This is a genomic window from Rhizobium sp. WYCCWR 11128 (genome assembly GCF_013416305.1).
GTDB lineage: Bacteria > Pseudomonadota > Alphaproteobacteria > Rhizobiales > Rhizobiaceae > Rhizobium > Rhizobium indicum.
The window spans coordinates 183,660-207,372 of the sequence record NZ_JACCEZ010000006.1 but is presented as its reverse complement, the minus strand read 5'-3'; the positions used below and the strand labels follow the sequence as shown (position 1 = coordinate 207,372).

22 protein-coding genes are annotated in these 23,713 nt (G+C 58.9%); 17 read left to right on the top strand and 5 right to left on the bottom strand.

Going from position 1 to position 23,713, the window contains the following annotated elements; translation table 11 throughout:
- Window positions 1-194: 194 nt before the first annotated feature.
- From repA to HX898_RS19910, 16 genes are all read left to right on the top strand, one after another.
- Window positions 195-1,388, top strand: coding sequence for a plasmid partitioning protein RepA (repA, locus tag HX898_RS19985; protein WP_017991335.1), 1,194 nt, complete (start codon window positions 195-197; stop codon window positions 1,386-1,388).
- A 4-nt stretch (window positions 1,389-1,392) separates the two neighbouring features.
- A complete protein-coding gene (repB, locus tag HX898_RS19980; RefSeq protein WP_180195494.1) occupies window positions 1,393-2,394 on the top strand; it encodes a plasmid partitioning protein RepB in 1,002 nt (333 codons plus the stop codon).
- A 154-nt stretch (window positions 2,395-2,548) separates the two neighbouring features.
- Window positions 2,549-3,853, top strand: coding sequence for a plasmid replication protein RepC (gene repC / locus HX898_RS19975; protein WP_180195493.1), 1,305 nt, complete (start codon window positions 2,549-2,551; stop codon window positions 3,851-3,853).
- 108 nt (window positions 3,854-3,961) lie between these two features.
- Entirely contained in the window at window positions 3,962-4,846 is an 885-nt protein-coding gene (locus HX898_RS19970) for a dihydrodipicolinate synthase family protein (protein WP_180195492.1), read from the top strand.
- Window positions 4,847-4,853: 7 nt separating this feature from the next.
- A complete protein-coding gene (locus HX898_RS19965; protein WP_171600412.1) occupies window positions 4,854-5,531 on the top strand; it encodes a GntR family transcriptional regulator in 678 nt (225 codons plus the stop codon).
- Window positions 5,532-5,586: 55 nt separating this feature from the next.
- On the top strand, window positions 5,587-6,915 hold the full coding sequence (locus tag HX898_RS19960; protein WP_138388866.1) for a sugar ABC transporter substrate-binding protein: 1,329 nt from the start codon (window positions 5,587-5,589) through the stop codon (window positions 6,913-6,915).
- Window positions 6,915-7,853: a sugar ABC transporter permease gene (locus HX898_RS19955; RefSeq protein ID WP_138388867.1), complete on the top strand. Its 939-nt coding sequence runs from the start codon at window positions 6,915-6,917 to the stop codon at window positions 7,851-7,853. The genes HX898_RS19960 and HX898_RS19955 overlap by 1 nt, the downstream gene beginning before the upstream one ends.
- Window positions 7,853-8,668: a carbohydrate ABC transporter permease gene (locus HX898_RS19950; protein ID WP_064655543.1), complete on the top strand. Its 816-nt coding sequence runs from the start codon at window positions 7,853-7,855 to the stop codon at window positions 8,666-8,668. The genes HX898_RS19955 and HX898_RS19950 overlap by 1 nt, the downstream gene beginning before the upstream one ends.
- 18 nt (window positions 8,669-8,686) lie before the next feature.
- Window positions 8,687-9,691, top strand: coding sequence for a sugar kinase (locus HX898_RS19945; protein WP_180195491.1), 1,005 nt, complete (start codon window positions 8,687-8,689; stop codon window positions 9,689-9,691).
- A gap of 345 nt (window positions 9,692-10,036) precedes the next feature.
- Window positions 10,037-11,359 (top strand): sn-glycerol-3-phosphate ABC transporter substrate-binding protein UgpB, encoded by a 1,323-nt coding sequence (gene ugpB, locus HX898_RS19940; protein WP_180195490.1) that lies wholly within the window; start codon window positions 10,037-10,039, stop codon window positions 11,357-11,359.
- 65 nt (window positions 11,360-11,424) lie between these two features.
- Window positions 11,425-12,309, top strand: a complete 885-nt coding sequence (gene ugpA, locus HX898_RS19935) for a sn-glycerol-3-phosphate ABC transporter permease UgpA (protein ID WP_138388870.1) — start codon at window positions 11,425-11,427, stop codon at window positions 12,307-12,309.
- A 12-nt stretch (window positions 12,310-12,321) separates the two neighbouring features.
- Window positions 12,322-13,170 (top strand): sn-glycerol-3-phosphate ABC transporter permease UgpE, encoded by an 849-nt coding sequence (gene ugpE / locus HX898_RS19930; protein ID WP_003550144.1) that lies wholly within the window; start codon window positions 12,322-12,324, stop codon window positions 13,168-13,170.
- 1 nt (window position 13,171) lies between these two features.
- Complete coding sequence (locus tag HX898_RS19925; RefSeq protein ID WP_180195489.1) at window positions 13,172-14,218, top strand: sn-glycerol-3-phosphate import ATP-binding protein UgpC; 1,047 nt, start codon at window positions 13,172-13,174, stop codon at window positions 14,216-14,218.
- Between the two features lie 54 nt (window positions 14,219-14,272).
- A complete protein-coding gene (locus HX898_RS19920) occupies window positions 14,273-15,022 on the top strand; it encodes a glycerophosphoryl diester phosphodiesterase (protein ID WP_180195488.1) in 750 nt (249 codons plus the stop codon).
- A gap of 9 nt (window positions 15,023-15,031) precedes the next feature.
- The gene (locus HX898_RS19915; protein ID WP_138388874.1) at window positions 15,032-15,817 is read left to right on the top strand and encodes a DeoR/GlpR family DNA-binding transcription regulator; all 786 of its coding nucleotides are present in this window, start codon (window positions 15,032-15,034) and stop codon (window positions 15,815-15,817) included.
- Window positions 15,814-16,659 carry an HAD-IIB family hydrolase gene (locus tag HX898_RS19910; protein WP_138388875.1) on the top strand — a complete coding sequence of 282 codons (846 nt, stop codon included), beginning with the start codon at window positions 15,814-15,816 and terminating at the stop codon, window positions 16,657-16,659. Before HX898_RS19915 ends, HX898_RS19910 begins: the two co-directional genes overlap by 4 nt.
- On the opposite strand, the gene HX898_RS19905 is transcribed toward HX898_RS19910, so the two are convergent.
- The 3 genes from HX898_RS19905 to HX898_RS19895 form a co-directional block, all read right to left on the bottom strand.
- Window positions 16,617-17,462 (bottom strand): carbohydrate ABC transporter permease, encoded by an 846-nt coding sequence (locus HX898_RS19905; RefSeq protein WP_003550150.1) that lies wholly within the window; start codon window positions 17,460-17,462, stop codon window positions 16,617-16,619. The two genes, HX898_RS19910 and HX898_RS19905, sit on opposite strands and share 43 nt — an antisense overlap.
- Window positions 17,463-17,465: 3 nt before the next feature.
- Window positions 17,466-18,404: a sugar ABC transporter permease gene (locus HX898_RS19900; protein ID WP_180195487.1), complete on the bottom strand. Its 939-nt coding sequence runs from the start codon at window positions 18,402-18,404 to the stop codon at window positions 17,466-17,468.
- Window positions 18,405-18,492: 88 nt separating this feature from the next.
- Window positions 18,493-19,740, bottom strand: coding sequence for a sugar ABC transporter substrate-binding protein (locus tag HX898_RS19895; protein WP_025397283.1), 1,248 nt, complete (start codon window positions 19,738-19,740; stop codon window positions 18,493-18,495).
- Between the two features lie 573 nt (window positions 19,741-20,313).
- Here HX898_RS19895 and HX898_RS19890 point away from each other — a divergent pair.
- Window positions 20,314-21,348 (top strand): LacI family DNA-binding transcriptional regulator, encoded by a 1,035-nt coding sequence (locus tag HX898_RS19890; RefSeq protein ID WP_180195486.1) that lies wholly within the window; start codon window positions 20,314-20,316, stop codon window positions 21,346-21,348.
- 19 nt (window positions 21,349-21,367) lie between these two features.
- On the opposite strand, the gene HX898_RS19885 is transcribed toward HX898_RS19890, so the two are convergent.
- Entirely contained in the window at window positions 21,368-22,303 is a 936-nt protein-coding gene (locus HX898_RS19885; RefSeq protein ID WP_180195485.1) for an alpha/beta hydrolase, read from the bottom strand.
- The gene (locus HX898_RS19880) at window positions 22,300-23,448 is read right to left on the bottom strand and encodes a Gfo/Idh/MocA family oxidoreductase (protein WP_180195484.1); all 1,149 of its coding nucleotides are present in this window, start codon (window positions 23,446-23,448) and stop codon (window positions 22,300-22,302) included. The genes HX898_RS19885 and HX898_RS19880 overlap by 4 nt, the downstream gene beginning before the upstream one ends.
- Window positions 23,449-23,713 lie beyond the last annotated feature (265 nt).

The window sequence follows — 23,713 nt, the reverse complement described above, 5'->3', positions numbered from 1 at the left end:
CGTGGTTAGTCACTTCGAGTGATCTGCAATGCGCGAATCACTTGAAATCTGGCTCATGTCGCCAGCCGCCGCGATGGCGCTGAAACGGACGGTTTGGTTAAGCATTTGTAAATTGGTAACGAATCGAGGCATATAGTAACTGCGCAACTGAAGCGCTTTCGTTCAAAATTGCGCAGTTACTTGGGAAAAAGATCATGCAGCCGAGCCTTGCTCTTCAGGACGATCAAGAGCATCTCCCGTCGCTTCTGGCAACAGATGCGAAGGAGTTATCCTATCAACTTCAGCAGCATCAGGCAAAAATCTTTCCCCCGCTCTCGCAAAAGACCATCAGAACATTTTCGCCGGCGGAAGCTGCGGCCTTCATCGGTATCGGCGAAGGTTATCTCCGCCAGGTGGCCGCCGACGGCCATGGGCCCGATCCGCTCGCGAACGGACGGCGGCTTTACAGTGCAACCGATATGGATCGAATTCGCCGGGTCCTCGACGAGCGAAATGGAACGCCGAAATATGTGCCGGCTCGCAGGCCGGGGGAAAAGCTCCAGATCGTCTCGGTCATGAATTTCAAGGGTGGCTCGGGCAAGACCACCACCGCGGCCCATCTGGCGCAGTTCATGGCGCTGCGAGGCTACCGCGTGCTCGCCGTCGACCTCGATCCGCAGGCCTCCCTGTCCGCCTTGTTCGGCCATCAGCCGGAGTTCGACGTCGGAGAGGGCGAAACGATTTACGGTGCGATCCGATATGAGGAGCCGCGCCCCATCGCCGACATCGTGCGCGCCACCTACACGCCCAATCTGCATCTCATTCCGGGCAACCTCGAGCTGATGGAGTTCGAGCACGAGACCCCAAAGGCGATGGCGTCGGGTACGGCGGAGACGATGTTCTTTGCCCGCATCGGCGAGGTCCTGACGGAGATCGAAAGCCTCTACGACGTCGTGGTCATCGACTGCCCGCCGCAGCTGGGGTTCCTGACGATGTCGGCGCTCTGCGCGGCAACCTCGGTCTTGATCACGGTTCACCCGCAGATGCTGGATGTCATGTCGATGTCGCAGTTTCTGACGATGACGAGTGAGCTGATGTCGGTCGTCGAAAAGGCCGGCGGGCGTACCAGCTATGACTGGATGCGCTATCTCGTGACGCGGTTCGAACCGAACGACGGACCGCAAAGCCAGATGACCGGCTTCATGCGGGCGATCTTCGGCAATCGAATGCTCCACAACGCCATGGTGAAGTCGACGGCGGTCGCCGACGCCGGCGTCACCAAGCAGACACTCTACGAGGTCGAGCGGTCGCAGTTCACACGCGGAACCTACGATCGGGCACTGGAGTCGCTCAACCTCGTGAACGGCGAGATAGAGGCGCATATTCGCTCCACCTGGGGGAGGAAATAGATAGATGGCGCGCAAAAACCTCATCGAAATTTCCGCTCCGAATCCGGCAAGGGTGGACGCAATCGCACCGCGCGACAATCGTCCGATCGCCGGATTCGTGCCGCAGGAGCGCAGTGCCGCGCCGGTCGGCGGCATTACCAAGACTCTCGGCAACATTACCGAGAAAATGGAGCGGGCGAGTGAGCTGGAACGGCAGCTTGCCAGTGGCCAGACCATCGTCGAACTCGATCCCGGACTGATCGACGCTTCCTTCGTCAGCGATCGATTGGCGATCGACGCGGCCGAACTTGCGCAGCTTGTCGAGCAGATCCGCGAGCACGGGCAGCAGGTTCCGATCCTTGTCCGCCCGCATCCTGAAAGCAGGGGACGCTACCAGGTCGCCTACGGCCATCGTCGCCTGGCTGCCACCCGAGAAATTGGCATCAGGGTGCGTGCGGTCGTCCGCGATCTCACCGACGGTCAGCTGGTCGTCAGCCAGGGACAGGAAAACAGCGCTCGAACCAATCTCTCCTACATCGAGCGCGCACTCTTCGCATCGCGGCTCGAGGAACGCAGCTTTGGCCGCGATGTCATCATGGCGGCTCTCGGCGTGGACAAGGCGGCGCTGTCGAGAATGCTGATCGTCATACGACAGGTCCCCCTTGATCTCGTCAACGCCATAGGTGCAGCACCTGATATCGGCCGCCGGCGATGGTTGGAACTGGGCGAGCGGCTTGAGAAAGCCGACGTCAAGAAGATCATCGCGGAGTTGTCCGCGGACGACGCGCGCAAAATTTCGAGCGACGAGCGGTTTCAGCGGGCACTCGTTCTGGCAACGAAGAAGACTGCTGCGCCGAAGCCGGCGGTGGCCAAAGCCCAGGTTAGTGGCGTGCCTGTCATGATCAAGAAGACAGCATCCGGTGCGACCTTTATCTTCGACGGCAAGACCGCGCCCGGTTTTGATCAATTCGTCCAGGAGAGGCTGAAGGGCCTGTTCCAGGAGTTCAACAAGGACAGAGGAGCGTAGCGCGCAAAAGAAAAAGGCCCCCAACGACGACGCCGTGGAAGCCCTTCTCAGATCTTAAGCACATCGAGAATCGCATTTCCCCGAATCACAGTCAAGCGTCTTAGGCACCAAATTGGTGGATGGATTTCTTTTGCCTGAACGAAGGTGAAGGCGAATGGAGAGTGGATATGTGACGACGCCCTTTGGGCGGCGGCCGATGTCGCTTGGCATGCTGGCAAGCCAGCAACTGGCCGAGACCATCGAGCCGGGGATGAAACGCAGCAAATGGAAGCTGTTCAGGGCGATCTGCGAAGCGCGGCCGGCGCTTGGCGTCACCGATCGGGCGCTGACGGTGCTCGACGCGCTTTTGACCTTCTACCCTGACGACGAAATCTCCGAGGAAAAGGGACTGATCGTCTTCCCGTCGAATGCGCAGCTTTCGTTGCGCGCTCGTGGCATGACGCCGGCAACCCTCAGGCGGCATCTTGCCGTCCTGGTCGAGGCCGGCCTGATCCTGCGCAAGGACAGCCCGAATGGAAAGCGTTATGCGCGCCGCGACAGGGCAGGGGCTATCGGCGATGCCTTCGGCTTCAGCATCGCACCGCTTCTGGCGCGTGCTGTCGAAATCGAAAGCCTGGCTGCTCAGGCGGTTGCCGACCGGGAGCTGTTACGGGTGACCAGGGAACGCCTGACGCTGTGCCGGCGGGACATTTCCAAATTGATCACGACAGCGCTCGAAGAAAGGGTTTCCGGTGATTGGGAAGGGATTTCGACAATGTTTCGAACGCTTCTCGCCCGAATTCCACGGGTGGCGACCGCCGAAGACCTGGCACCGCTGCTCGACGAGATGGGGATGCTGCGCGCAGAGGTCGTCAACATGCTGGAAAGACGGATAAAAACAAAAAAAATAGACGCCAATGAGTCTCAAATTGAGCATCACAAACAGAATTCAAATCCCGACTCCATTTATGAACTTGAACCAAGCTTCGAAACGAAGCAGGGCGAAAAGGCAGCGGTCGATAACAACCCGAACGCCGGGCCGCTGGAGGAGCGAAGATTGAAACAGCAAAAGCCTTCCGTCGGGATGAACAACAGGGCGGGAGGCGCGGCCGATCCAGGCGCCGGACCAGGCCTGAAATCCTTCCCGCTCGGCCTCGTCCTCCAGGCCTGCCCCAGTATTCTCGACTATGGGCTCGGCGGAACCATCGGTAATTGGCGAGACCTGATGTCGGCCGCCGTCGTCGTGCGCTCGATGCTCGGCGTCAGTCCCTCGGCCTATGAGGAAGCCTGCTCGGGCATGGGGCCGGAAAACGCCGCCACCGTGATCGCCTGCATCCTGGAAAGGGGAGGGCACATCAACTCGCCCGGCGGTTATCTCAGAGATCTGACCCGAAGGACCGAAAAGGGCGAGTTTGCAATCGGCCCGATGCTGATGGCGCTCGTGCGGGCGAATGGGCCGACGGCGAGGCATGCCAGTTGATCGTGAGAAAGCGACTGCCTCGACATTCTTGTAGCAGTGCGCAATCACCTCTTTACAGCTAACATGTTAGTTTGCTACATCTGATCCGTTCATTGGGAGGAAGCATATTTGACACAAAAATTCGGGCTCTCGGTTGCTCTTGCCACGCCGTTCGACAGCAATGGCGATATCGCGATCGAGGCGATGATCGAGCAGGCACGGCGCAGCCTCGCGGCCGGCTGCTCGAGTGTGACCCTGTTCGGGACGACGGGTGAAGGCTCTTCCCTCGGCACCCAGGAACGTGAGCGTATCCTCGCTTCCATGCTCGACAGTGGGATAGCCGCAAAGCAGATCATCGTCGGTGTGCTGGTCGACGCTGCCGAGGATGCGGCGATGCAGACCGGTCATGCGCTCTCCAAGGGAGCCCGCAATATCCTTCTTGCGCCACCGTCCTATTTCAAGAACGTGAGTGACGACGGCGTCTTCCAGTGGTTTTCGGCTGTTTTCGCTATTCTGGGCGACAAGGCGCGAGACATAATCGTCTACAACATTCCTTCGGTCACCATGGTTCCGCTGAGTGTATCGCTAATCGGCCGGCTACGAACCGCCTTTCCCAATGTCGTTACGGGCGTCAAAGATTCCTCCGGCGACTGGCCTTTTACGGAAAAGCTGCTGAAGGCGCATGGCGATCTCGTCATCCTGGTGGGCGACGAACGTCACCTAGCGAAGGGCGTGCGGCTTGGCGGCCAGGGTGCGATCTCCGGCATGGCGAATTTCGTACCTCGCGAAGTCAAGCTGATGGCGGAAGAGGGCAAAGACGATTCTCGCATAGAGGATTTCGTGGCCGAATTGTTGAAATTTCCGGTGACCGCTGCCGTGAAAGCGATGGTCGCTCACTTGACGTCGGATGAAATCTGGCTTGCGGTTCGCCCACCACTCGTTTCAATATCCGACGAAGGGCAGGCGCAACTCGCTCTTGCGTTCGACACTCTTTTCCGCTCGAAGGCGGCATAGGTCGGAGATGTTTCTGGGAGAGGCGATGGACGGAACGGACGAGCAGCCGACACTGCGGGAAAAGGCGTATGAGAGCTTCACACGCCATCTTCTTGCGCGTGACGTGCGCCCCGGCCAGTTCGTTTCGCAGCGGCGCCTCGTCGAGCTGACAGGGCTGACGCTTGGCGCCATCCGCGAACTCATCCCGAGGCTCGAAGCCGAAGGTCTGATCAAGACGGTGCCCCAGCGGGGGTTGCAGATCGCGCATATCGACCTGAACCTCATTCGCGAGGCGTTCCAGCTGCGCGTCTTCCTGGAGAAGGAAGCGGTCGCGCTTTTCACCCGCTCCGCGTCTGACGAGACGGTCGCCGGGCTTGTGAAGCAGCATCGGGATATCGCCGACGCCATTCGAAATGGCGATGGATCGCACGAATTGGAAGTACACGCGCAAGCTGTCGATTGGGGCATGCATGACGCCTTTATCGATGCTTTGGGAAATACCATCATCTCGAACGCCTACCGGGTGAACTCGATCAAGATGCGCCTGATCAGTCAGGACCGTTTTCGCATCGATGGTCACGTCGGACCTGTCATGGTTGAGCACCTGAAGGTGCTCGAGGCAATCGAACGACGATCGGCGGAGGACGCCGTCAACAGCCTTGTCGCACATATCAATCATGCAAGAGATCGTGCGCTCAGGATATAATCGGAAATAAACAGCCGGGGATGAGGAGATCGCCGGCAAAAGGAGGAGGAATCACATGTCATCGTTTTTGAACCCGACGAGACGCGGCTTTCTGGCAGGTACGGCCGCTTTTGGCGCCAGCAGCATGCTCGGCGTCCGGTTTGCATCGGCTGCCGTCGATTGGAAGCGCTTTGCCGGCACGACGCTTGAAGTCAACCTGGTCAAGAGCCCGCGCAGCGAAATACTTCTGAAGTACCTGTCCGAATTCGAGGAGCTCACCGGCATCAAGGTCAATGCCGAAGCGACACCCGAACAACAGCAGCGCCAGAAAACGACCATCGAGCTGAGCTCCGGCAAGCCGAGCTTCGATGTCGTGCACATGAGCTATCATGTCCAGAAGCGGCAGTTCGAAAAGGGCGGCTGGCTTGCCGATATCGGCGGGTTTCTCAAGGACCCCTCGCTGACCGACCCGTCTCTGGTTGAAACCGACTTTGCCGAAGCCGGCCTGACTTTCGCCAAAGATCCGGACGGCGTTCTGCGTTCGCTTCCATTCTCGGTCGATTACTGGATCATCTACTGGAACAAGACGCTGTTCGAGAAGAAGGGGCTGGCCTACCCGACGACGTTTGAAGAACTCGCCAGTGCTGCGGAAGCGCTCACCGATCCTTCGAGCAACACCTACGGCTTCGTCGCCCGCGGCCTGAAGAACGCCAATACGCCGGTCTGGACGTCGCTGCTGCTCGGCTATGGTTCGAGCCCGCTCGGCCCTGATGGCAAGCTGCGCACGACATCGCAAGAAGCGATCGATGCAGCCAAGCTGTATCAAAAGCTGATGACCAAGACCGCCCCTCCCGGCGTCTCCGGCTTCAACTGGGCCGAGGCGCAGTCGGCCTTCCTGCAGGGCAAGATCGGCATGTGGCTGGACGGCGTCGGTTTTGCGCCGCCGATCGAGAATCCGGAAAAGTCGCGCGTCGTCGGCCAGGTCGGTTACGGCATCATGCCGAAAGGTCCGAAGGCACAGGCCGCGGGCACCTTCGGCGACGGGCTCGGCGTCGTCGCGGCAAGTCAGAAGAAAGAAGCCGGCTACCTCTTCTGCCAATGGGCGATTTCGCATGAAATGGGCGCACGTCTGCTGCAGGCCGGCGCCGGCGTTCCTTTCCGCCAGTCCGTCCTCGAGGATGCGAAGGTCCGCGAAGGCGTCAAGATGCCGGGCGCCTGGCTTGATGCCGTTGTCGGTTCCGGCAAGATCTCGCAGCTCGCGCTGCCGGTCATCATTCCGGTCACCGAGTTCCGCGACGTCTATGGTGTCGGTCTCACCAACATGATCGGCGGCGCCGATCCCGAAACCGAGCTGAAGGCAGCGACGGCACAGTTCGAACCCGTCCTGGCGAAAAGCGAGGGATAATGGCCTCGACAAGCATCGAAACGGCCGCAGTGGCCAAGACGTCGAAAGGAAGGAGCAAACCGGATCGGTTTGCTCCCAACTACTGGCCTTTCGTCATCCCGGCGCTCATCGTCATTGCGGCCGTCATCGTTTTTCCATGGGTGTTTACCCTTTGGATGAGCGTCAACAGCTGGACGCTTGGCCAGTCCCAGGTCTTTGCGGGACTGGACAACTATGCCCGCCTGGTCGTGGACATGCGCTTCTGGGACTCGCTGTGGCATACGGTGCTCTATACGACGCTCTCCGTGGTGGCGCCCCTTTTCCTAGGGACGCTCGCCGCGCTGATCTTCGATACGCAATTTCCGCTGCGCGGCCTTCTGCGTGGCATATTCGTGATGCCGATGATGGCGACGCCCGTCGCCATCGCCCTCGTCTGGACGATGATGTTCCACCCGCAGCTCGGCGTCCTCAACTATCTTCTCTCCCTCATCGGCATCGGCCCGCAGGAGTGGATCTATAATCAGAACAGCGTCATCCCATCGCTGGTGCTGGTCGAGACTTGGCAATGGACGCCGCTTATCATGCTGATTGTGCTCGGCGGTCTGGCGGCGGTTCCACGCGAGCCCTATGAAAGTGCCGAAATCGACGGAGCCAATGTCTGGCAGAAATTTCGCTATCTGACGCTGCCGATGATCGCGCCATTCCTGATGATTGCCGTGATGATCCGCAGCATCGATGCGGTGAAAAGTTTCGACATCATTTACGCCATGACCCAGGGCGGCCCGGGCACGGCGTCGGAAACGATCAACATCTATCTCTACAACACTGCTTTCGCTTACTACGATATTGGCTATGGATCTGCGATGGCGGTTGTCTTTTTCATCCTCATCGTCCTGCTCGCCTTCGTCCTGATGATGCTGCGGCAGCGCGCGAACTGGTCCGACGGGGAGGCACGCTGATGAAGCGCAAGACGCTCGATCGCATCGGCTTGCTGTTTGTTGCCCTGGTGATGATATCGCCGGTCGTCCTGTTCTTCCTCTGGATGATCTCGCTGTCGCTGAAATATGAAATCGACAACGGCGCTTATCCGCCGATCTTCATCCCGGAGCGCTTTGCCTGGTCGAACTATCTGAAGGTTTTCGAGGAGAACAACTTCTTCCTCTATCTCTGGAATTCGGTGCTGGTGACCGGTGCCGCCACGCTTCTGGCGCTGCTGATCGGCGTACCGGCCGGATATGGCATCGCGCGCCTGAAGGCTGAGAAGTCTGCGTTGGTCATCATGATCGCGCGCATGACGCCCGGCCTTTCCTTCCTGATCCCGCTCTTCCTGCTGTTCCAGTGGCTGAATCTGCTCGGCACGCTGCTGCCGCAGATCATTATCCATCTCGTCGTCACTGTGCCGATCGTCGTGTGGATCATGATCGGTTATTTCGAGACGACGCCGATGGAGCTGGAAGAGGCTGCAAGCATCGACGGCGCAACACCCTGGCAGGTTTTCCGGCTGGTCGCCTTGCCGATCGCCAGGCCAGGCATTGTCGTCGCCTTCATCCTCTCGGTCATCTTCTCGTGGAACAACTTCGTCTTCGGCATCGTGCTCGCCAGTCGCGAGACGCGCACGCTCCCCGTCGCCGTCTACAACATGCTCTCATTCGAACAGGTCAGTTGGGGTCCGCTGGCGGCGGCGGCATTGATTGTCACCTTGCCGGTGCTGATATTGACGGTGTTCGCGCAACGGCAGATCGTAGCGGGCCTGACGGCCGGCGCCGTCAAGTGAGCGGGTGAGACTACGGTTTTGACGACTTCTTCTATTTCTATCTTCGACCCGCCTCCCGGTCAGGCGCGCCGCGTTTTGTGTGTCGGCGCGGCGGTTATGGACACCCTGTTTCGTGTACGCTCGCTACCGACTGGCCAGGGCAAAATCCTGCCTTACGATATGCTGCAGGTCGCCGAGGGCATGGCATCGAGTGCTGCCTTTGCAGTCGCCCGGCTGGGCGGCAATGCCAGCCTCTGGGGTGCAGTCGGCGATGATTCCACTGGCGAACGCATCATTGCCGACCTCAGCGATAGCGGCATAGACACGAGCGGCATGCTGCGCGTGGAAGGCGCCCGCTCGGCCATCTCGACCATCCTTGTCGATGATTATGGCGAGCGCTTGATTGTGCCTTTCTACGATGCGGGTCTGCATGAAACGGTTAAGCCGGTCACCAGACAGGACGGTTCTTCTTTCGATGCGGTGCTGGTCGACGTCCGATGGCCGAAGCTTGCACTGCGGACGCTGTTGGCCGCCCGGGAGGCGGGCAAGCCGGCCATTCTCGATGGCGATGTCGCAGGCGATGGCGTGATCGAGATGCTTGCACCGGCGGCCAGCCACATCGTATTCTCGCAGCCGGCCGCCGAGCGCCTTGCGAGTGCAGCCGAGCTGGTGAAGGTCGTCGGCCTTCTGAAGCGAAAGTTCGAGCATGCCTTCATCAGCGTCACGGCTGGCGAAAACGGCTGCTTCTGGTTCGATGACCGAACCGGCGAAGTTGTCCATCTTGTCGCTCCGAAGGTGAGGGCCGTCGATACGCTCGCAGCCGGCGATATCTTCCATGGCGCTTTCGCGTTGGCTATCGCCGAAGGCATGCCGATCGAAGAGGCGATGCGCTTGTCATCCATGGCGGCGGCGCTCAAATGCCAGGTTTTCGGCGGTCGCACCGGCGCGCCCACCAGAGCCGAAGTCTGCAGGATGCTGCAAAATTGGGACCCGCCGGTGGCGACGATGAGAGGTCCCAATTGGAAGAGGTCGGAAGGCCGATAAAGTGATCACAACGGGAGAGTTGTGAAGATCCGGGCAGCAACGGCCGTTAACGGTGAACGCCATGGAGGCGTTCATTGGATCACGCTTGCGCTGTCACCCAAAGGCGACCAAGCCCATGCGGCCAGTTATACGGCGCTTAATCCATATCCCCGACCTAAGAACAGCGCACCTCGAACCTGATGCTGTCGCCAGCATTGCGCCAACCCAGCACGGGTGATCGTCGGTCGCGGCTGGCAATCAAATGTTCATTTGAACATTTCATTCTTGCAAAGTGAAACTCGCCTGTTACCATCGGGCTCACGTTCGTAGCGGGAGGCTTCGGACCGACAACAAGTGGGAGTGAGGATGAACAAGATCGCTTTTTTCCTGTCCGCAGGATTGACCAGCCTATCGTTATCCGTTCCGGCAATGGCAGCCACGAAGATCCAGTGGTGGCACGCGATGGGCGGCGAGAATGGCGCGAAGCTTGAACAGATCGCCAAGGGGTTCAACGCATCTCAATCTGACTACGAGATCGTCCCGGTCTTCAAAGGCACTTATGACGAGACGCTGACGGGCGCCATTGCTGCGTTCCGCGCCAACCAGCAGCCCGCAATCGTGCAGGTCTACGAAGTCGGCACCGGCACCATGATGGCAGCACAGGGCGCGGTCTATCCCGTTTACCAGTTGATGAAGGACGAAGGAGAGGCCTGGGACCAGAGCAAATTCATTGCTCCGGTCGTCGGTTACTACTCGGACACCAGCGGCAACGTTCTGTCCTTGCCGTTCAATTCCTCGACGCCGATCATGTATTACAACAAGGATGTCTTCAAGAAGGCGGGGCTTGATCCGGAGACGCCGCCGAAAACATGGGCGGACGTTGAAGCCTTTTCGCGGACGATCATGAAGTCCGGCGCAGCCAAATGCGGCTTCACCAGCGCCTGGATCTCGTGGATCCAGACTGAGAACCTGAATGCGCTGCACGATAAGCCGTATTCCACAAAGGCCAACGGTTTTGGCGGCTTGGACGCAGAATTCACCTTCAACAATGATCTCACGATCCGCCATTGGGGCAACCTGAAGAAGTGGCAGGACGAGGGGCTCTTCAAATTCGGAGGACCTGGCGGCGGCGATAACGCTCCTCCGATGTTCTATTCTCAGGAATGCGCGATGTACATGAACTCGTCCGCCGGTCGGGCAGGGGTCATCAACAACGCAAAGGCTTTCAAGGTCGGTTTTGCGCCGCTTCCCTACTATGACGACGTTATTCCGCAGCCGCTCAACTCGATTATCGGCGGCGCCACGCTCTGGACGCTGAAGGGTCGCCCGGAAGAGGAATACAAAGGTGTCGCGAAGTTCTTCACTTACCTGCAGAAGCCGGACGTTCAAGCCGATTGGCATCAGTTCTCGGGCTACCTGCCGATAACCGAGGCTGCCTATAAGCTGGGCCAGGATCAGGGCTATTACGAGAAGAATCCCGGAGCAGATATCGGTATTAAGCAGCTGACGCGGGTGACACCCACCGACAATTCCAAGGGCATCCGGTTCGGCAACTACGTCCAGGTGCGTGGCATCATCGACGATGAGTTTGCGGCCTTGCTGGGCGGGAAGAAGACGGCGAAGGAAGCAGTTGATTCCGTGGTCGCACGAGGCAACGAACAGCTTCGCGATTTCCAGTCCGCCAACTAATGGGCTCCGCGACGGGGGCTGGTGAAAGACCGGCCCCCGTTTCCCATCCGTCAGTGTGAGGGCCCATGCAAACCAAACGGACCGTATTTCCCAACAAGCTTTTGCCTTACCTGCTCATCGCTCCCCAAATTTTCGTGACGGTGGTCTTTTTCCTCTGGCCTGCGGCAACTGCATTCTGGCAATCTTTCCTGCGCCAGGACGCCTTCGGTTTCAAAACGAGCTTCGTCTGGTTCGAAAACTACCGTCGGCTCTTCGCCGATCCGATCTACATCAATGCCTTTGGCCACACGCTCATCTTCGCCATTCTCGTGACGGTGCTATCAACGTCAATTGCGCTGCTCCTGGCTGCAGCGGCAATGCGTGTATTGCGCACCTCTCGAATTTATTCGACCTTGCTCATTTGGCCATATGCCGTCGCCCCCGCGATCGCCGGCATTCTTTGGTGGTTCATGTTCAATCCGTCGATCGGTATCGTCGCGTATATGTTGCGAGCGATGGGGATCAACTGGAACCATCTGATCAATCCCGATGATGCCATGGTTCTGATCGTGATCGCGGCGACGTGGAAACAGATTTCCTATAACTTCTTGTTTTTCTTGGCTGCGCTGCAATCCGTCCCGCGCTCGCTTCAGGAAGCCGGGGCCATTGACGGAGCCGGGCCGATGAAGCGTTTCTGGACGATCGTGTTCCCGTTGATCTCACCGACGACCTTCTATCTGATTGTCATCAATATCGTTTACGCGATGTTCGATACTTTCGGCATCATTCATGCGACCACCCAGGGCGGACCGGCGCGTGCAACCGAGATCCTTGTCTACAAGGTCTATTTCGACGGCTTCATCGGACTGAATTTGGGCTCGTCGGCGGCGCAGTCGGTCATTCTCATGGTGATCGTCATCGCTCTGACCGCGGTCCAATTCCGCTTCATCGAACGCCGCGTGCAATATTGAGGAATCCCGAGGATGGTTGAAAATCGCCCTTTCCTGAATTTCCTGGCGCACCTTGTCCTCATCATTGGCGTCACGATCGTCGTATTTCCGGTCTACGTGGCTTTCATCGCATCGAGCCACGGCCCAAACGACTTCCTGTCAGGCGTCGTGCCGCTGACACCGGGAAGCCATATCATCGAGAACTATTCGACGATGCTGTCGTCGGGAATGACAAGCTCCGGGGCGCCGCCGATCGGGCCGATGATGATCAACTCGCTGATCATGGCGGTTGGCGTCGCCGTCGGGAAGATCGTCATTTCGATCCTTTCGGCCTTTGCCATCGTCTATTTCCGGTTTCCGTTCCGGACCTTGGCATTCTGGATGATCTTCATCACCCTGATGTTGCCGGTCGAGGTGCGCATCGTGCCGACTTATAAGGTCGTCGCCGACCTTGGAATGCTGAACAATTACGGCGGCCTCATCATTCCGCTGATAGCATCGGCAACCGCAACCTTCCTGTTTCGTCAGTTCTTTCTGACAGTCCCTGACGAACTGATGGAGGCTGCCCGTGTCGATGGAGCAGGGCCGATGAAGTTCTTCCGCGATATTCTGCTGCCGCTGTCGATCACCAATATCGCGGCGCTCTTCATCATCCTCTTCGTGCTCGGCTGGAACCAGTATCTCTGGCCGCTCATCATAACGACCGACCAGAGCTTCTATACCGTCGTGATGGGAATCCAGCGCATGGCAGCGGTTGCCGATGCCGAGCCGCGCTGGAACCTCGTGATGGCAGCGGTCATTCTGGCGGCCCTGCCACCTGTCCTCGTCATCGTCGCCATGCAACGCCTTTTTGTCAAAGGCCTGGTCGAAACGGAGAAATGAAATGGCAACGATCAACATCATCGACGTCAAGAAGAATTATGGTGCCGTTCCGGCGGTCAAAGGCATCAACCTGTCTGTTGCGGATGGCGAACTCATCGTGCTCGTCGGCCCGTCCGGCTGTGGCAAGTCAACTTTGCTTCGCATGATTGCCGGGCTGGAAACCATCAGCGAGGGCCATGTCGAGATTGCCGGCCGCGATGTCAACAAGGCAGAGCCCGCCGACCGCGATATCGCCATGGTCTTTCAAAATTACGCGCTTTATCCGCATATGACCGTGCGCGGAAATCTCGAATATGGTTTGAAAAATCGCGGCACCGAACGGGCGGAAATCAACCGCCGTGTGGCGGAGGCGGCCGAGATCCTCGAAATCGGGCCGATGTTGGATCGTAAGCCTCGCGAACTGTCCGGCGGGCAACGCCAGCGTGTTGCGATGGGGCGCGCCATCGTTCGCGAGCCGGCCGCATTCCTTTTCGATGAGCCTCTGTCCAATCTCGATGCCAAATTGCGGGTACAGATGCGCGTTGAAATACGCCGGCTGCAACGGCGCCTGAAGACCACCAGCATCTATGTCACCCATGACCAGCTTGAAGCGATGACGCTGGCAGACCGGCTGGTCGTCATGAACGGAGGACTTGTCGAACAGGTCGGCACGCCCGTGGCGGTCTACGATCGCCCGGCGAGTTTGTTTGTCGCCAGCTTCATCGGCTCACCGCCTATGAATCTTGTGCCGATCGACGTCCTCAGGGCAGCCGACAGCGAAAGTGCCCTGGCATTGCCAGCCGGCACCGACATGGTCGGTCTTCGCCCAGACGCGCTGCTCGTCACCAAGCCGGTTGAGCCTTCCGTTCGTCTCAATGCAACGGTCGAGTTGCTCGAGCCAATTGGGGGAGAAAGCCATCTGCATGTGCGATTGGGTGGGAGCCAGCAGACGGTCGTCCTGACCGTACCGGGGCGTCCGGATTTTGCCGAGAACGCAAATGTCGACGTCTTCGCACGTGTCGGCGCGATGCACCCTTTCAACAGCGATACCGGAAAACGCACCGATTGACTCCGGTTTATTATTTCTCCATCCCACCCAGAAGACGACGAAAGTGATGAGACGATGACGACCGTAGAGCCGCGATCCGGCCCGAGACGCAGTGAAGTTCAGGCGCATCGAGGCGCCTCTGCCATAGCGCCCGAGAATACCATTGCCGCTTTCCGGGCGGCCGCTGAACAAGGCGCGGAGTGGGTCGAACTCGACGTTGCACTTCTTGCCGACGGTACGCCGGTCGTCATCCACGACGTTTCTATCGATCGCTGTTCCTCGTCAAAGGGAAATCTTGCCGACCTCACCGCATCGGATCTCGAAGCCATCGACGCGGGCTCATGGTTCAGCCCTAAATTCAAAGGCGAACCACTGCCAACGCTGGCCCGCGTTGTTTCGGCGCTTGGCGAACTCGGCCTCAACGCCAATGTCGAGATCAAGCAGCATGCCCATCACAAGTCACTCGACCAACTGGTCAAAGTCGTTGATGAACATCTGAAGGCGCGGGCGGCGCACACCAAGATCATGATCTCGAGCTTTGATGCCGCTGCGTTGAAGGGAATGCACGAGATTGTTCCAAGCTACGAGCTCGCCATGCTGTGGAGCAAGTTGCCTGCGGATTGGCTGGATGTCCTTCGGTCGATTCCCGCAAAGACCATCCATCTCGACTACAAGGCACTGAGTATCGGGTTTCTCGAGGAGGCCGTGCGTCGCGGCATCTCGGTGCGGGCGTGGACCTGCAACGATCCCAGGCGGCTCGCATCTTTCTGGGATGTTGGTTTGACCGGTGTGATAACAGACGACCCCAGTGTCTACCTCACGTAAGGAGCGGCGATGGGGCAGCGGATCATATCGAGCCGACAACGTGAGATCCTCGCGCTGATCGAAGCGGAAGGTGTTCAGTACATCGAGGAGCTGGCGCGCCGGTACGATTTGACGACGCAGACGATCCGTCGCGATATCAATGCATTATGCGATCTCGGGCACGCGCGGCGCTTCCACGGCGGCGTCGACCTACCGGTCGAGGGCAGCAACATCTCGCTCAATGCCCGCGCCCAGCTCAATCGGCGGGCCAAGCGGCTGATCGCCAAGCGCGTCGCTTCCGATATAGGTGCAGAGGCGACAGTGTTCCTGGGGATCGGCAGCACGGTTCGGTTCGTTGCAGAGGCGTTGCGTGATCACCAGGGTCTGACGGTGATCACCAACAACATCCACGTCGCTTTGAGCCTTTGCGACGCGCCGAGTGTCGAGGTCCATTTGACGGGCGGTCTTTTGCGTCACGACGATCGCGACGTGGTGGGCACGGATGTGATCAAGTTCGTCGAAAAATTCTATGCGACTTACGCAGTCGTCGGCGCAGGCGCTTTAAGCCCGCTCAACGGTCTGATGGACTTCAGCTATAGCGAAGCCCAAATCACCAATGCCCTCCTTGAGAATTCGCAAACGCAGATTCTGGCCGCCGACGTCAGCAAGTGGACGCGAAACGCTTCCGTGCGTGTGGCGCCATTCAGCAAACTCACCCGTTTTTACACCGATCGGCTGCCTGGCGAAGCGGCCGCCATCAATGCCCTCGCCGAGAGCGGCTTGGACGTGGTCACATGCAGCGAGGACATGACATGAGCTACGTAGACCTGGCGCCATCAGCTCGTGAGTTACAGGATGTGCGCTACCTGTTCACCGACATCGACGATACCCTGACCACCGAAGGCAAGCTTCTGCCGCAAACCTACGAAGCTCTCTGGGATCTCAGCCGGGCGGGTATTGCCGTCGTGCCGGTTACGGGCGGCTCCGCCGGTTGGTGCGAACATATCGTTCGTGCCTGGCCGGTGGCCGCAGTCATCGGCGAAAGTGGCGCATATTGTGTCACCCGTCGGGACGGTGCAGTCGTCTTCGACTATTGGGAGGACGCCGCCCTCCAGACCGAGCGCCAGCGTCAGCACCTCCAGGCAATCGAAGAGCTGGTCTCGCGAAGGGGCGCGGCGTTCAGAATTGCCCACGACCAGGTCTTTCGGCTGGCGGACGTCGCGATCGATATTCAGGGTCACGACCCGCGTGAGGTCGAGGATCTCGCATCCAGTATAAAAGCCATTGGCGGAACGGTTGCGATCAGCTCCATTCACATCAACACTTGGATCGGTGATTACAACAAGCGCTCGATGAGCGAGCGCGTTTTAACCGAGATGTTTGGTGTCGATCCCGATGAAACAGCCGCTGTGACCGCCTTCGTCGGTGACTCTCGAAATGATGCACCGATGTTTGGCTTTATCCGCAACTCCTTCGGGGTCAACAACATCATCCCGGTTCTTTCACAATTGCAACACGCGCCGAAATGGGTCTCCTCGCAGCCCGCCGGGCTTGGCTTTGCCGATATTGCCCAAACAATCTTGAACGCGGCTGGCGCAGGTTCTGAGACGTCTCATCAGCTTTTGACCGAGCCGGCGGTCATGCCCGCCAGGAAGTAGCGCTGAGCAACCAGGTAAAGGACCAGAAGGGGAAGGGAACCGAGTACGCTCATCGCCATCATTTCGTTCCATTCGAAAGCGTGCTGGCCCATCAGAAGCTGGATGCCGATCGGCACGGTTCTGAGGTCCATCGATTTCGTCAGCGTCAGCGCAAAGAGGAATTCGTTCCAGGCCAGCAGGAAGGTGTAGACCGCCGTGGCGACGATCCCGGGGATGGAAACGGGAACGATGACGCGCCAGAGCGCCGTCCAGCTTGAGCCGCCGTCGACAAGGACGGCCTCATCCAGCTCTTTCGGCAGGGTATTGAGATAGCCTGTCATCAGCAGGACGGCGTAAGGCAGGGTGAAGACCATGTAGGTGAGGATCAGCGCCAGATAGGTATCGAAGATCCTGAAGGCGACCACCATTCCGAAATAAGGGATGAGAAGGGTGATCGGCGGAACGGTCTGGGTGCTGATGATGAAGATATTCAAGGTGTTCTTGAAACGGAACTGGTAGCGGCTGAAGCCGTAGGCGGTCACGATCGCGACGACCAGGGTCAGGGCGGTGACGACGCCGGCGACGAAGTAACTGTTGATGAAGAACCGCACTTTCACTGGATCGTTGAAAATCGTCAGATAGGCGGCCACCGTAAAATCATCCGGCAACAGCCGCGGCGGAAGCGCGAAGATTTCCGTATTCGACTTCAGCGAACTGAAAAACATCCACACGATCGGAAAGGCCGAAAAGACGAGGCCGATCGCCAGGCCGAGATAGGTCAGGATGGTCGGCAATACCGAGCTCTTGAAGGAACGCTTTGCCATGGATCACCTGCGCTGCTGGTGTTTGATGTAGAAGTAGGTGACGCTCATCGAGATGATGAGGATGATCATTGCGCTCGCCGAAGCCAGCGAGAATTCATACTGGGAGAAGGCGAGCTTGTAGGTGAAGGTGGAGAGCACTTCCGTCGAATAGATCGGGCCGCCGCCCGTCGTCATCCATACCAGCGGAAAAACCTGCATCGTCCAGATGAAATCGAGAAGCGCGATGCTGATGATGATCGGCATCAGCTGCGGAATGGTGATGTACCAGAATTTTTGGAGTCCGTTGGCGCCGTCGATGCCGGCCGCCTCGTAAAGCTCCTTCGAAATGCCCTGGAGGCCGGCGAGCAGGCTGACCATGTAAAGCGGATAACCCGCCCAGATGTTTGCGAAGGTCAAAGCATGAATGGCCGTGCGCGTCGACGAAAACCACTCGACCTTGAAGTTGATGATATGGAGCGCCATCAGCACGCTGTTGACGACGCCGTTCGGGTCGAGCAGCAGGCGCCAGATGATGGCGATGATGACGGCGGTGAACAGCCAGGGCAGGATGAAGAGCACACGCAGGATGCTGCGAATAAGCGGATCGACGCGGTTGGTGTTCAACAGCAGCGCAAAGGCCAGGCCGATGATGAAGTGGAAGACGACGCTCATGATCGTGAAATAAAGCGTCTGTACGACCGACTGCCAGAAGACCGGATTCTCGAAGATCGTCATATAATTCTGGACGCCCGCGAAGGCAGCGTCCTTTTTCATGATGGCGCCGTCCATCAGTGAATATTTGAAGACCATCACCATGGGAAACAGCATCAGTAGGACAAGCAGCAGGGTCGCCGGCGACACGTAGAAATACGGCACCAGCTTCCTCAGGGTGCTGTAACGAAGCCATCCTTTTCTTCGCGCTTTGGCTTGCGCAGCGACCAGAGCCGTAGCCGAATGATTCATGAGCTGTGACTTTCTATTCTGCCGAAATTTGACGACTTGCACCGGCAGCGCCTGGTTGCGCTGCCGGTGATCCGTGAAAGCGACGTGCTTAGAACTTCGCCAGCCAAGCCTTCTCGGTATTGGCAGCAGCTTCCTTGGCTGACTGCCCGCCGTCGAACATCTTCTGAACTTCGACGTTCATGTCGCGCATCAGCTCTTCGGCAACCGGAAGGCCGACGAATTCGTTTGCAGGATAACCGCTCTGGAAGATTTTGAAGGCTTCCGCGAAGATCGGGTCCGAGGCCACGAAGTCCGGCTTGGCATGGACGTTGCCGGGGAAGGCATTGGCAATCGAGACGAGACGGCCGTTGACATCAGGGCTCATCAGGTATTCGACGAGCTTCCAGGCTTCTTCCTTGTGCTGGCTGCCCTCGCTGATGCCGATGCCCCAGGAGGCATAGGGCATGCCGCGCTTGCCGGTGTAGCCGTCCGTGGCCGGCAAAGCGGAGATGCCGAAATTGAGCTTCGGATTACGCTCGCGGATGAGGTTCACATGGGCGAGGGAGTCGACCATCATGCCGACGCGGCCATTAACGAATTCCTCGACCTTGTCCTGTTCCTTCTTGGCAAAAATGCCGGGGGAAATAACGCCTTCCTTGTTGAGGGAGGCGATATAGTCGAGTGTGCCGACGACTGCGTCATTTTCGAGGTCAGGCTTGCCGTCCTTCAGCATCGAGGCGCCGGAGGCCCAGACCCAAGACATGACGTCGTTCTGGATTCCGCTCGGAGACTGCAGCGATAGCGGCAGGACCCAGCCGTACTGGTTCTTCGAGGCGTCGGTCATCTTCTTTGCGGCTTCGGCAAATTCCGTGCGCGTCGTCGGCAGCTTGTCGACGCCGGCGGCCTTGGCGATATCGAGGTTCACGAAGACGGGGTAGACGAAGGATGCCAGCGGGAACATCACGCTCTTGCCATCGACCTTGACGATATCGGTGATCTGGCTTTTGTCGTATTTCGCCTTCTCCATCAGTTCGTCCATGGAGGCGATCGCGCCCTGCTTGGAGAGCCCGTTTACCCAGGCACCATCCAGGCCCACCACGTCGCTGAGCGTTCCCGAGGCGGCGCCGACGACGATCTGGTCACGCGTCGTGGCATAGGGGCCGCTGACCAGCGTCACCTTGATGCCGGGATTTTTGGCTTCGAAATCGTTCATAATGCCGCGCAAGGCGCCGGACGGCATTTCGGGTTCCCACCATTGAATGAACTCGATGGTGGTGTCGGCAAACGCCGATGTGGCGCAGAGCGCCCATACCGCTACGGCAGCCCGCATCGTCACGCCGAATTTTCTGATATTCATCTGTGCCTCCCAAAGATTGTCAGTTAATCGATCCTCCTCAAGATCGTAGTCAAAGTAGGTTCCCTGAAGCCCCTATCTGTCAATGAAGAACTGCGATCGGGAAAAGATGGGAGGCCGGCATTCACGGCGTGTGTCGAGCTAAATCATTGATAAAAAATAATAAAACTGATTGACATCATCGGTATTTTTCTGCAGCATTTGTGTTGCTTGTGACGCATTTTTTCTTTACTTTCGTAAACAAATGAAAGTTTACCCAACAAAATGAAAAGCGTGGAACCCGGCGTCTTCACTGCAAATTTTCGAATTTGGGGCGCTGAAACAAGCACCTTTTGCAACCACGCGGCGCAAATGGCGCAAGTCGCAGTGAAGGGAATATTTCGATTTTCGAAAGGGAGGGCAGGGCCCGCACCAAAAATGACGGATCACGCCGGCTTACGCGGTGGTTTTCGACGATTCAGGATACGAAGACCACCTGTACAAATTGCCGAATGCGTGATTTGGCGCGTCAGAGGATCGGCCGTTGCGTGAAGTCATTCCCGATCAGTTGTCGTCGTCCCGCCAGTAAGGAATTGAATGGCCAAGAAAAATTATAAATCGATGGACGACTTCGCGACTGCCGCCGGCGTATCGCGTCCGACCTTGTCGAAATATTTCGATGATCCCTCACAGATCAAGGAGGTGACCCGCAAGCGTATCGAGGCGGCTCTCAAGAAGTCGCATTTCGAGCCGAACCTTTTCGCCCGGCATCTCAATCGCAAGCGTACCAGGAATATCGGGATTCTGGTCCCGACCATGTCGGATCCCTTTTATGTGCAGGTCGTGTCGCTGATCGAGCTGGAGTTGCGCGAAAAGGGATTCTGGCCCGTCCAGATCTCTTCGCATACGCGGCCGGAGCTGGAGGCGGAGGCCGTGCGGACCTTGCTGTCGCTGAAGGTTGCAGGCGCGATCGTGGCGCCGCTCGGAGCCGGTTCACGCCGTTCCGCGCTGGAAAGACTAAGCGGCGCAATCCCCGTCGTCTGCTTCGACAACCCTGCCGGCGCTGACCTTCCCTATGTCGGCAACGATAACGCGCAAAGCATGGCAGCCATTGTGCAATATCTCTGCCGGTCCGGTGAGCCACCGATATTCCTGGAGATTCCGCATTTGACCGAAAATGCCGGCGAGCGGCAGGAGAGCTATCGCGCGACCATGGCGAGGGAAGGGCATGCTCCGCTGGTCATCGATTGCGACGCACCACCTTCCTGGGAATTCGAGCGTCTCGGATACGAGCAGATGCAGAGAATTCTTGCCAAAGGCGGCCTTCCCGGCAAAACGCTGCTATGCGCCAATGACCGCTTCGCTTTCGGAGCAATGGCTGCCGCATTCGCTTCGGGACTGAAAATCGGTCGTAGTGACGCGTGCGACGTACGCATTGCCGGGCACGACGACCACCCGCTGAGCCGATATACCTGTCCGTCGCTGACGACGATGGCCCAGAACGCGCCCGAGATCGCCGCGAAATCCGTAGAGCTGTTGCTGGCGCATATCGAAAGCGAGGATGATGGGACGACCCCTATGACGAACAGGGTGATCCTCGAGGCAACGCTGGTCATGCGCGACTCGGCTTGAGACTGGGCAGGTTCCCGCCTCAACGGGCAAGCGCAGGATCCATGGCGCGCCATGCCATAGCAATAACCTCGAGAGCCTCCTGCGCCTCCGGAATGGCCCGTCGCTTCGAGACGAAGCCATGGATTTGTCCAGGCCAGATCCGGGTCGTTGCCTTCGCCTCAGTGCCAAGCCGCTCGGCATAAGCGGCCCCTTCGTCGAACAACACGTCGTATCCGGCAAGGATCACCAGGGCCGGCGCCACGCCCGCCAGCGATGCTACGTTCAGTGGCGAGGCTCGCCAGTCCGACCGGCTCGCGGCGTCCGGCAGATAGTGGTCTCGAAACCATTTCATCGCCGCCGCCGTCAGGCCGAAACCCTCTTCGTACCGTGAGAAGCTGTCGCTTGTCTGCAACTGGTCGGTCACCGGATAGATCAGCACCTGTCCGATGACAGCCGGCACCTGTCCGTCCCGTGCCAGCAGGGCGACGACGGCGGCCAGATTGCCGCCGGCGCTATCGCCGGCGACGAGAATTCGCAAGGGATCGATGCCGAGCGCATCCGCCTGCTCCGTCATCCAGACGAGTGTGGCGGCGCAGTCGTCAATGGCAGCGGGAAAGGGGTGTTCCGGGGCTAGGCGATAGTCGGGCGAAACCACGACGGCGCCTGCCATATTGGCAAGCGTCCGGCAGATATCCTCATGGGTTTCCGGCGCGCCGATGACAAAACCGCCGCCATGGAGATAAAGCAAGGCCGGCGCGCCCTGGCGCGGCGCAGCGCGGCCGCGCCATATATTCAACCGGATTGCGCCCGCATGCCTTTCCAGGATCTCGGCTACGTCTTCGAGCGGCCGTTGAATGTCTGCGAAACTATCGAGATATTGCTGCCGCGCCAGCGCCGGCGTGCAGCTTTCGACCGGCGTTTGCGGATCGCCAGGCCATGCAAGCGCACGTTTGGCGGATTCATCCAGTTGTGTCATGCCAGCAAACTCCTCGCTTCGTCTTCCCGCAATTCTTTTGGCTGCGCGACAATACCCGGAATGGTCTGCACGACACCGGTTTCACCGGCACGCAGGATCGCTTCCATGACTTCGAGCACATGGAGAGCGAGATCGCCCGAAGCACGCGGCGCACGGCCCTCGATGATTGCGCGTGCGAGATCGGCAAGGCCCAGCATGCGGTAGTTGGCGCGATCAGGCGCTGCGATCGGCCAGTTGACGGCGCCAAAGAGTTCGCCTGATGTATCCGTTTCCTGCCAGGGCGCGCCGCGGCTGGAGAGCGCGACGGAGCCGCCGAAATTGTCGGGGTCGGGCAGACGCAGCGAGCCTTCGGTCCCGTGGAGCTCGATGGGGTGATTGGAGTGGCGGAAGACGTCCCAGGAGGTGCCGAAGGTGACCGTGGCACCGCAATCGAATTCCAGCAACGACAGCACGCTGGTCGGCGTGCCGACCTTGAACGTGGTGCCCTGCTTCGGTCCCTCCGCCGTGATGAGCCGCTCTTCCTGCCCGCTTGTGGCGACGGCCTGCACACGGCGGATCGGCCCCATCAGATTGACCATCATCGTCAGATAATAAGGCCCCATATCCATGACCGGGCCGGCGCCGGCCTGGTAATAAAAGCTGGGATCCGGATGCCAGTGCTCCATGCCGCGCCCCATCATGAAGGCTGTCCCGGTCACCGGCTTGCCGATGGCGCCGGCTTCCATCTGCCGCCGGGCATGGCGTCCGGCCGCCCCCAGGAACGTGTCTGGCGCCGAGCCGAGCATGAGGCCCTTTACGGCGGCGGCATCCACCAACCGGCGTCCTTTGGCGGCCGTGACTCCGAGCGGCTTCTCCGTGAAGACATGCTTGCCCGCCGACAGCGCCCGCATCGAAACGTCAAAATGCGCGGCCGGGATCGTCAGATTGAGGATGAGGTCGATGTTCCTGTCGTCGATGAGGCTATCGACGTCAGCCGCACGCAGATCGAACTCAGCTGCGCGGCGCTTGGCGGCGTCTGCGTTGAGGTCTGCACAGGCGATGATTTCGACGCCGCGAAACAGCGGCGCGTTGCGCATATAGGCGAGCGAAATGTTGCCGCATCCCACAACGCCGATCCTGAGTTTCATGCCATTGGTCTGTGTCATCGAAGAACCTGATTTTGCCGTTGCGGGTGCGAAGGGTTGAGGGTGCGTTACATTTTAATCGCAAGGAATAAAATATATTGACGCACGGTAACATTTGACCGTACGTAATGGCAAGACGCTGGCGTAGAAATCCCCGCTGAAGAGACCGCCGTTCCAGTCTTCGGCCGCCTCTCCAGGCGGAAGAGGTTTGGCAAGGCCGGCGAAGCCCCCGAGGATTGCACGCGCGGGGAAGCCGCCGGCTTCGGTATCGGCTGTCATCAACGAA

Bases quoted from the DNA above. Each gene is read 5' to 3' on its own strand.
- repA (WP_017991335.1), top strand. From the start codon at position 195: ATGCAGCCGAGCCTTGCTCTTCAGGACGATCAAGAGCATCTCCCGTCG.
- repB (WP_180195494.1), top strand. From the start codon at position 1,393: ATGGCGCGCAAAAACCTCATCGAAATTTCCGCTCCGAATCCGGCAAGG.
- repC (WP_180195493.1), top strand. From the start codon at position 2,549: ATGGAGAGTGGATATGTGACGACGCCCTTTGGGCGGCGGCCGATGTCG.
- HX898_RS19965 (WP_171600412.1), top strand. From the start codon at position 4,854: ATGTTTCTGGGAGAGGCGATGGACGGAACGGACGAGCAGCCGACACTG.
- HX898_RS19960 (WP_138388866.1), top strand. From the start codon at position 5,587: ATGTCATCGTTTTTGAACCCGACGAGACGCGGCTTTCTGGCAGGTACG.
- HX898_RS19955 (WP_138388867.1), top strand. From the start codon at position 6,915: ATGGCCTCGACAAGCATCGAAACGGCCGCAGTGGCCAAGACGTCGAAA.
- HX898_RS19950 (WP_064655543.1), top strand. From the start codon at position 7,853: ATGAAGCGCAAGACGCTCGATCGCATCGGCTTGCTGTTTGTTGCCCTG.
- ugpB (WP_180195490.1), top strand. From the start codon at position 10,037: ATGAACAAGATCGCTTTTTTCCTGTCCGCAGGATTGACCAGCCTATCG.
- ugpA (WP_138388870.1), top strand. From the start codon at position 11,425: ATGCAAACCAAACGGACCGTATTTCCCAACAAGCTTTTGCCTTACCTG.
- ugpE (WP_003550144.1), top strand. From the start codon at position 12,322: ATGGTTGAAAATCGCCCTTTCCTGAATTTCCTGGCGCACCTTGTCCTC.
- HX898_RS19925 (WP_180195489.1), top strand. From the start codon at position 13,172: ATGGCAACGATCAACATCATCGACGTCAAGAAGAATTATGGTGCCGTT.
- HX898_RS19920 (WP_180195488.1), top strand. From the start codon at position 14,273: ATGACGACCGTAGAGCCGCGATCCGGCCCGAGACGCAGTGAAGTTCAG.
- HX898_RS19915 (WP_138388874.1), top strand. From the start codon at position 15,032: ATGGGGCAGCGGATCATATCGAGCCGACAACGTGAGATCCTCGCGCTG.
- HX898_RS19910 (WP_138388875.1), top strand. From the start codon at position 15,814: ATGAGCTACGTAGACCTGGCGCCATCAGCTCGTGAGTTACAGGATGTG.
- HX898_RS19905 (WP_003550150.1), bottom strand. From the start codon at position 17,462: ATGGCAAAGCGTTCCTTCAAGAGCTCGGTATTGCCGACCATCCTGACC.
- HX898_RS19900 (WP_180195487.1), bottom strand. From the start codon at position 18,404: ATGAATCATTCGGCTACGGCTCTGGTCGCTGCGCAAGCCAAAGCGCGA.
- HX898_RS19895 (WP_025397283.1), bottom strand. From the start codon at position 19,740: ATGAATATCAGAAAATTCGGCGTGACGATGCGGGCTGCCGTAGCGGTA.
- HX898_RS19890 (WP_180195486.1), top strand. From the start codon at position 20,314: ATGGCCAAGAAAAATTATAAATCGATGGACGACTTCGCGACTGCCGCC.
- HX898_RS19885 (WP_180195485.1), bottom strand. From the start codon at position 22,303: ATGACACAACTGGATGAATCCGCCAAACGTGCGCTTGCATGGCCTGGC.
- HX898_RS19880 (WP_180195484.1), bottom strand. From the start codon at position 23,448: ATGACACAGACCAATGGCATGAAACTCAGGATCGGCGTTGTGGGATGC.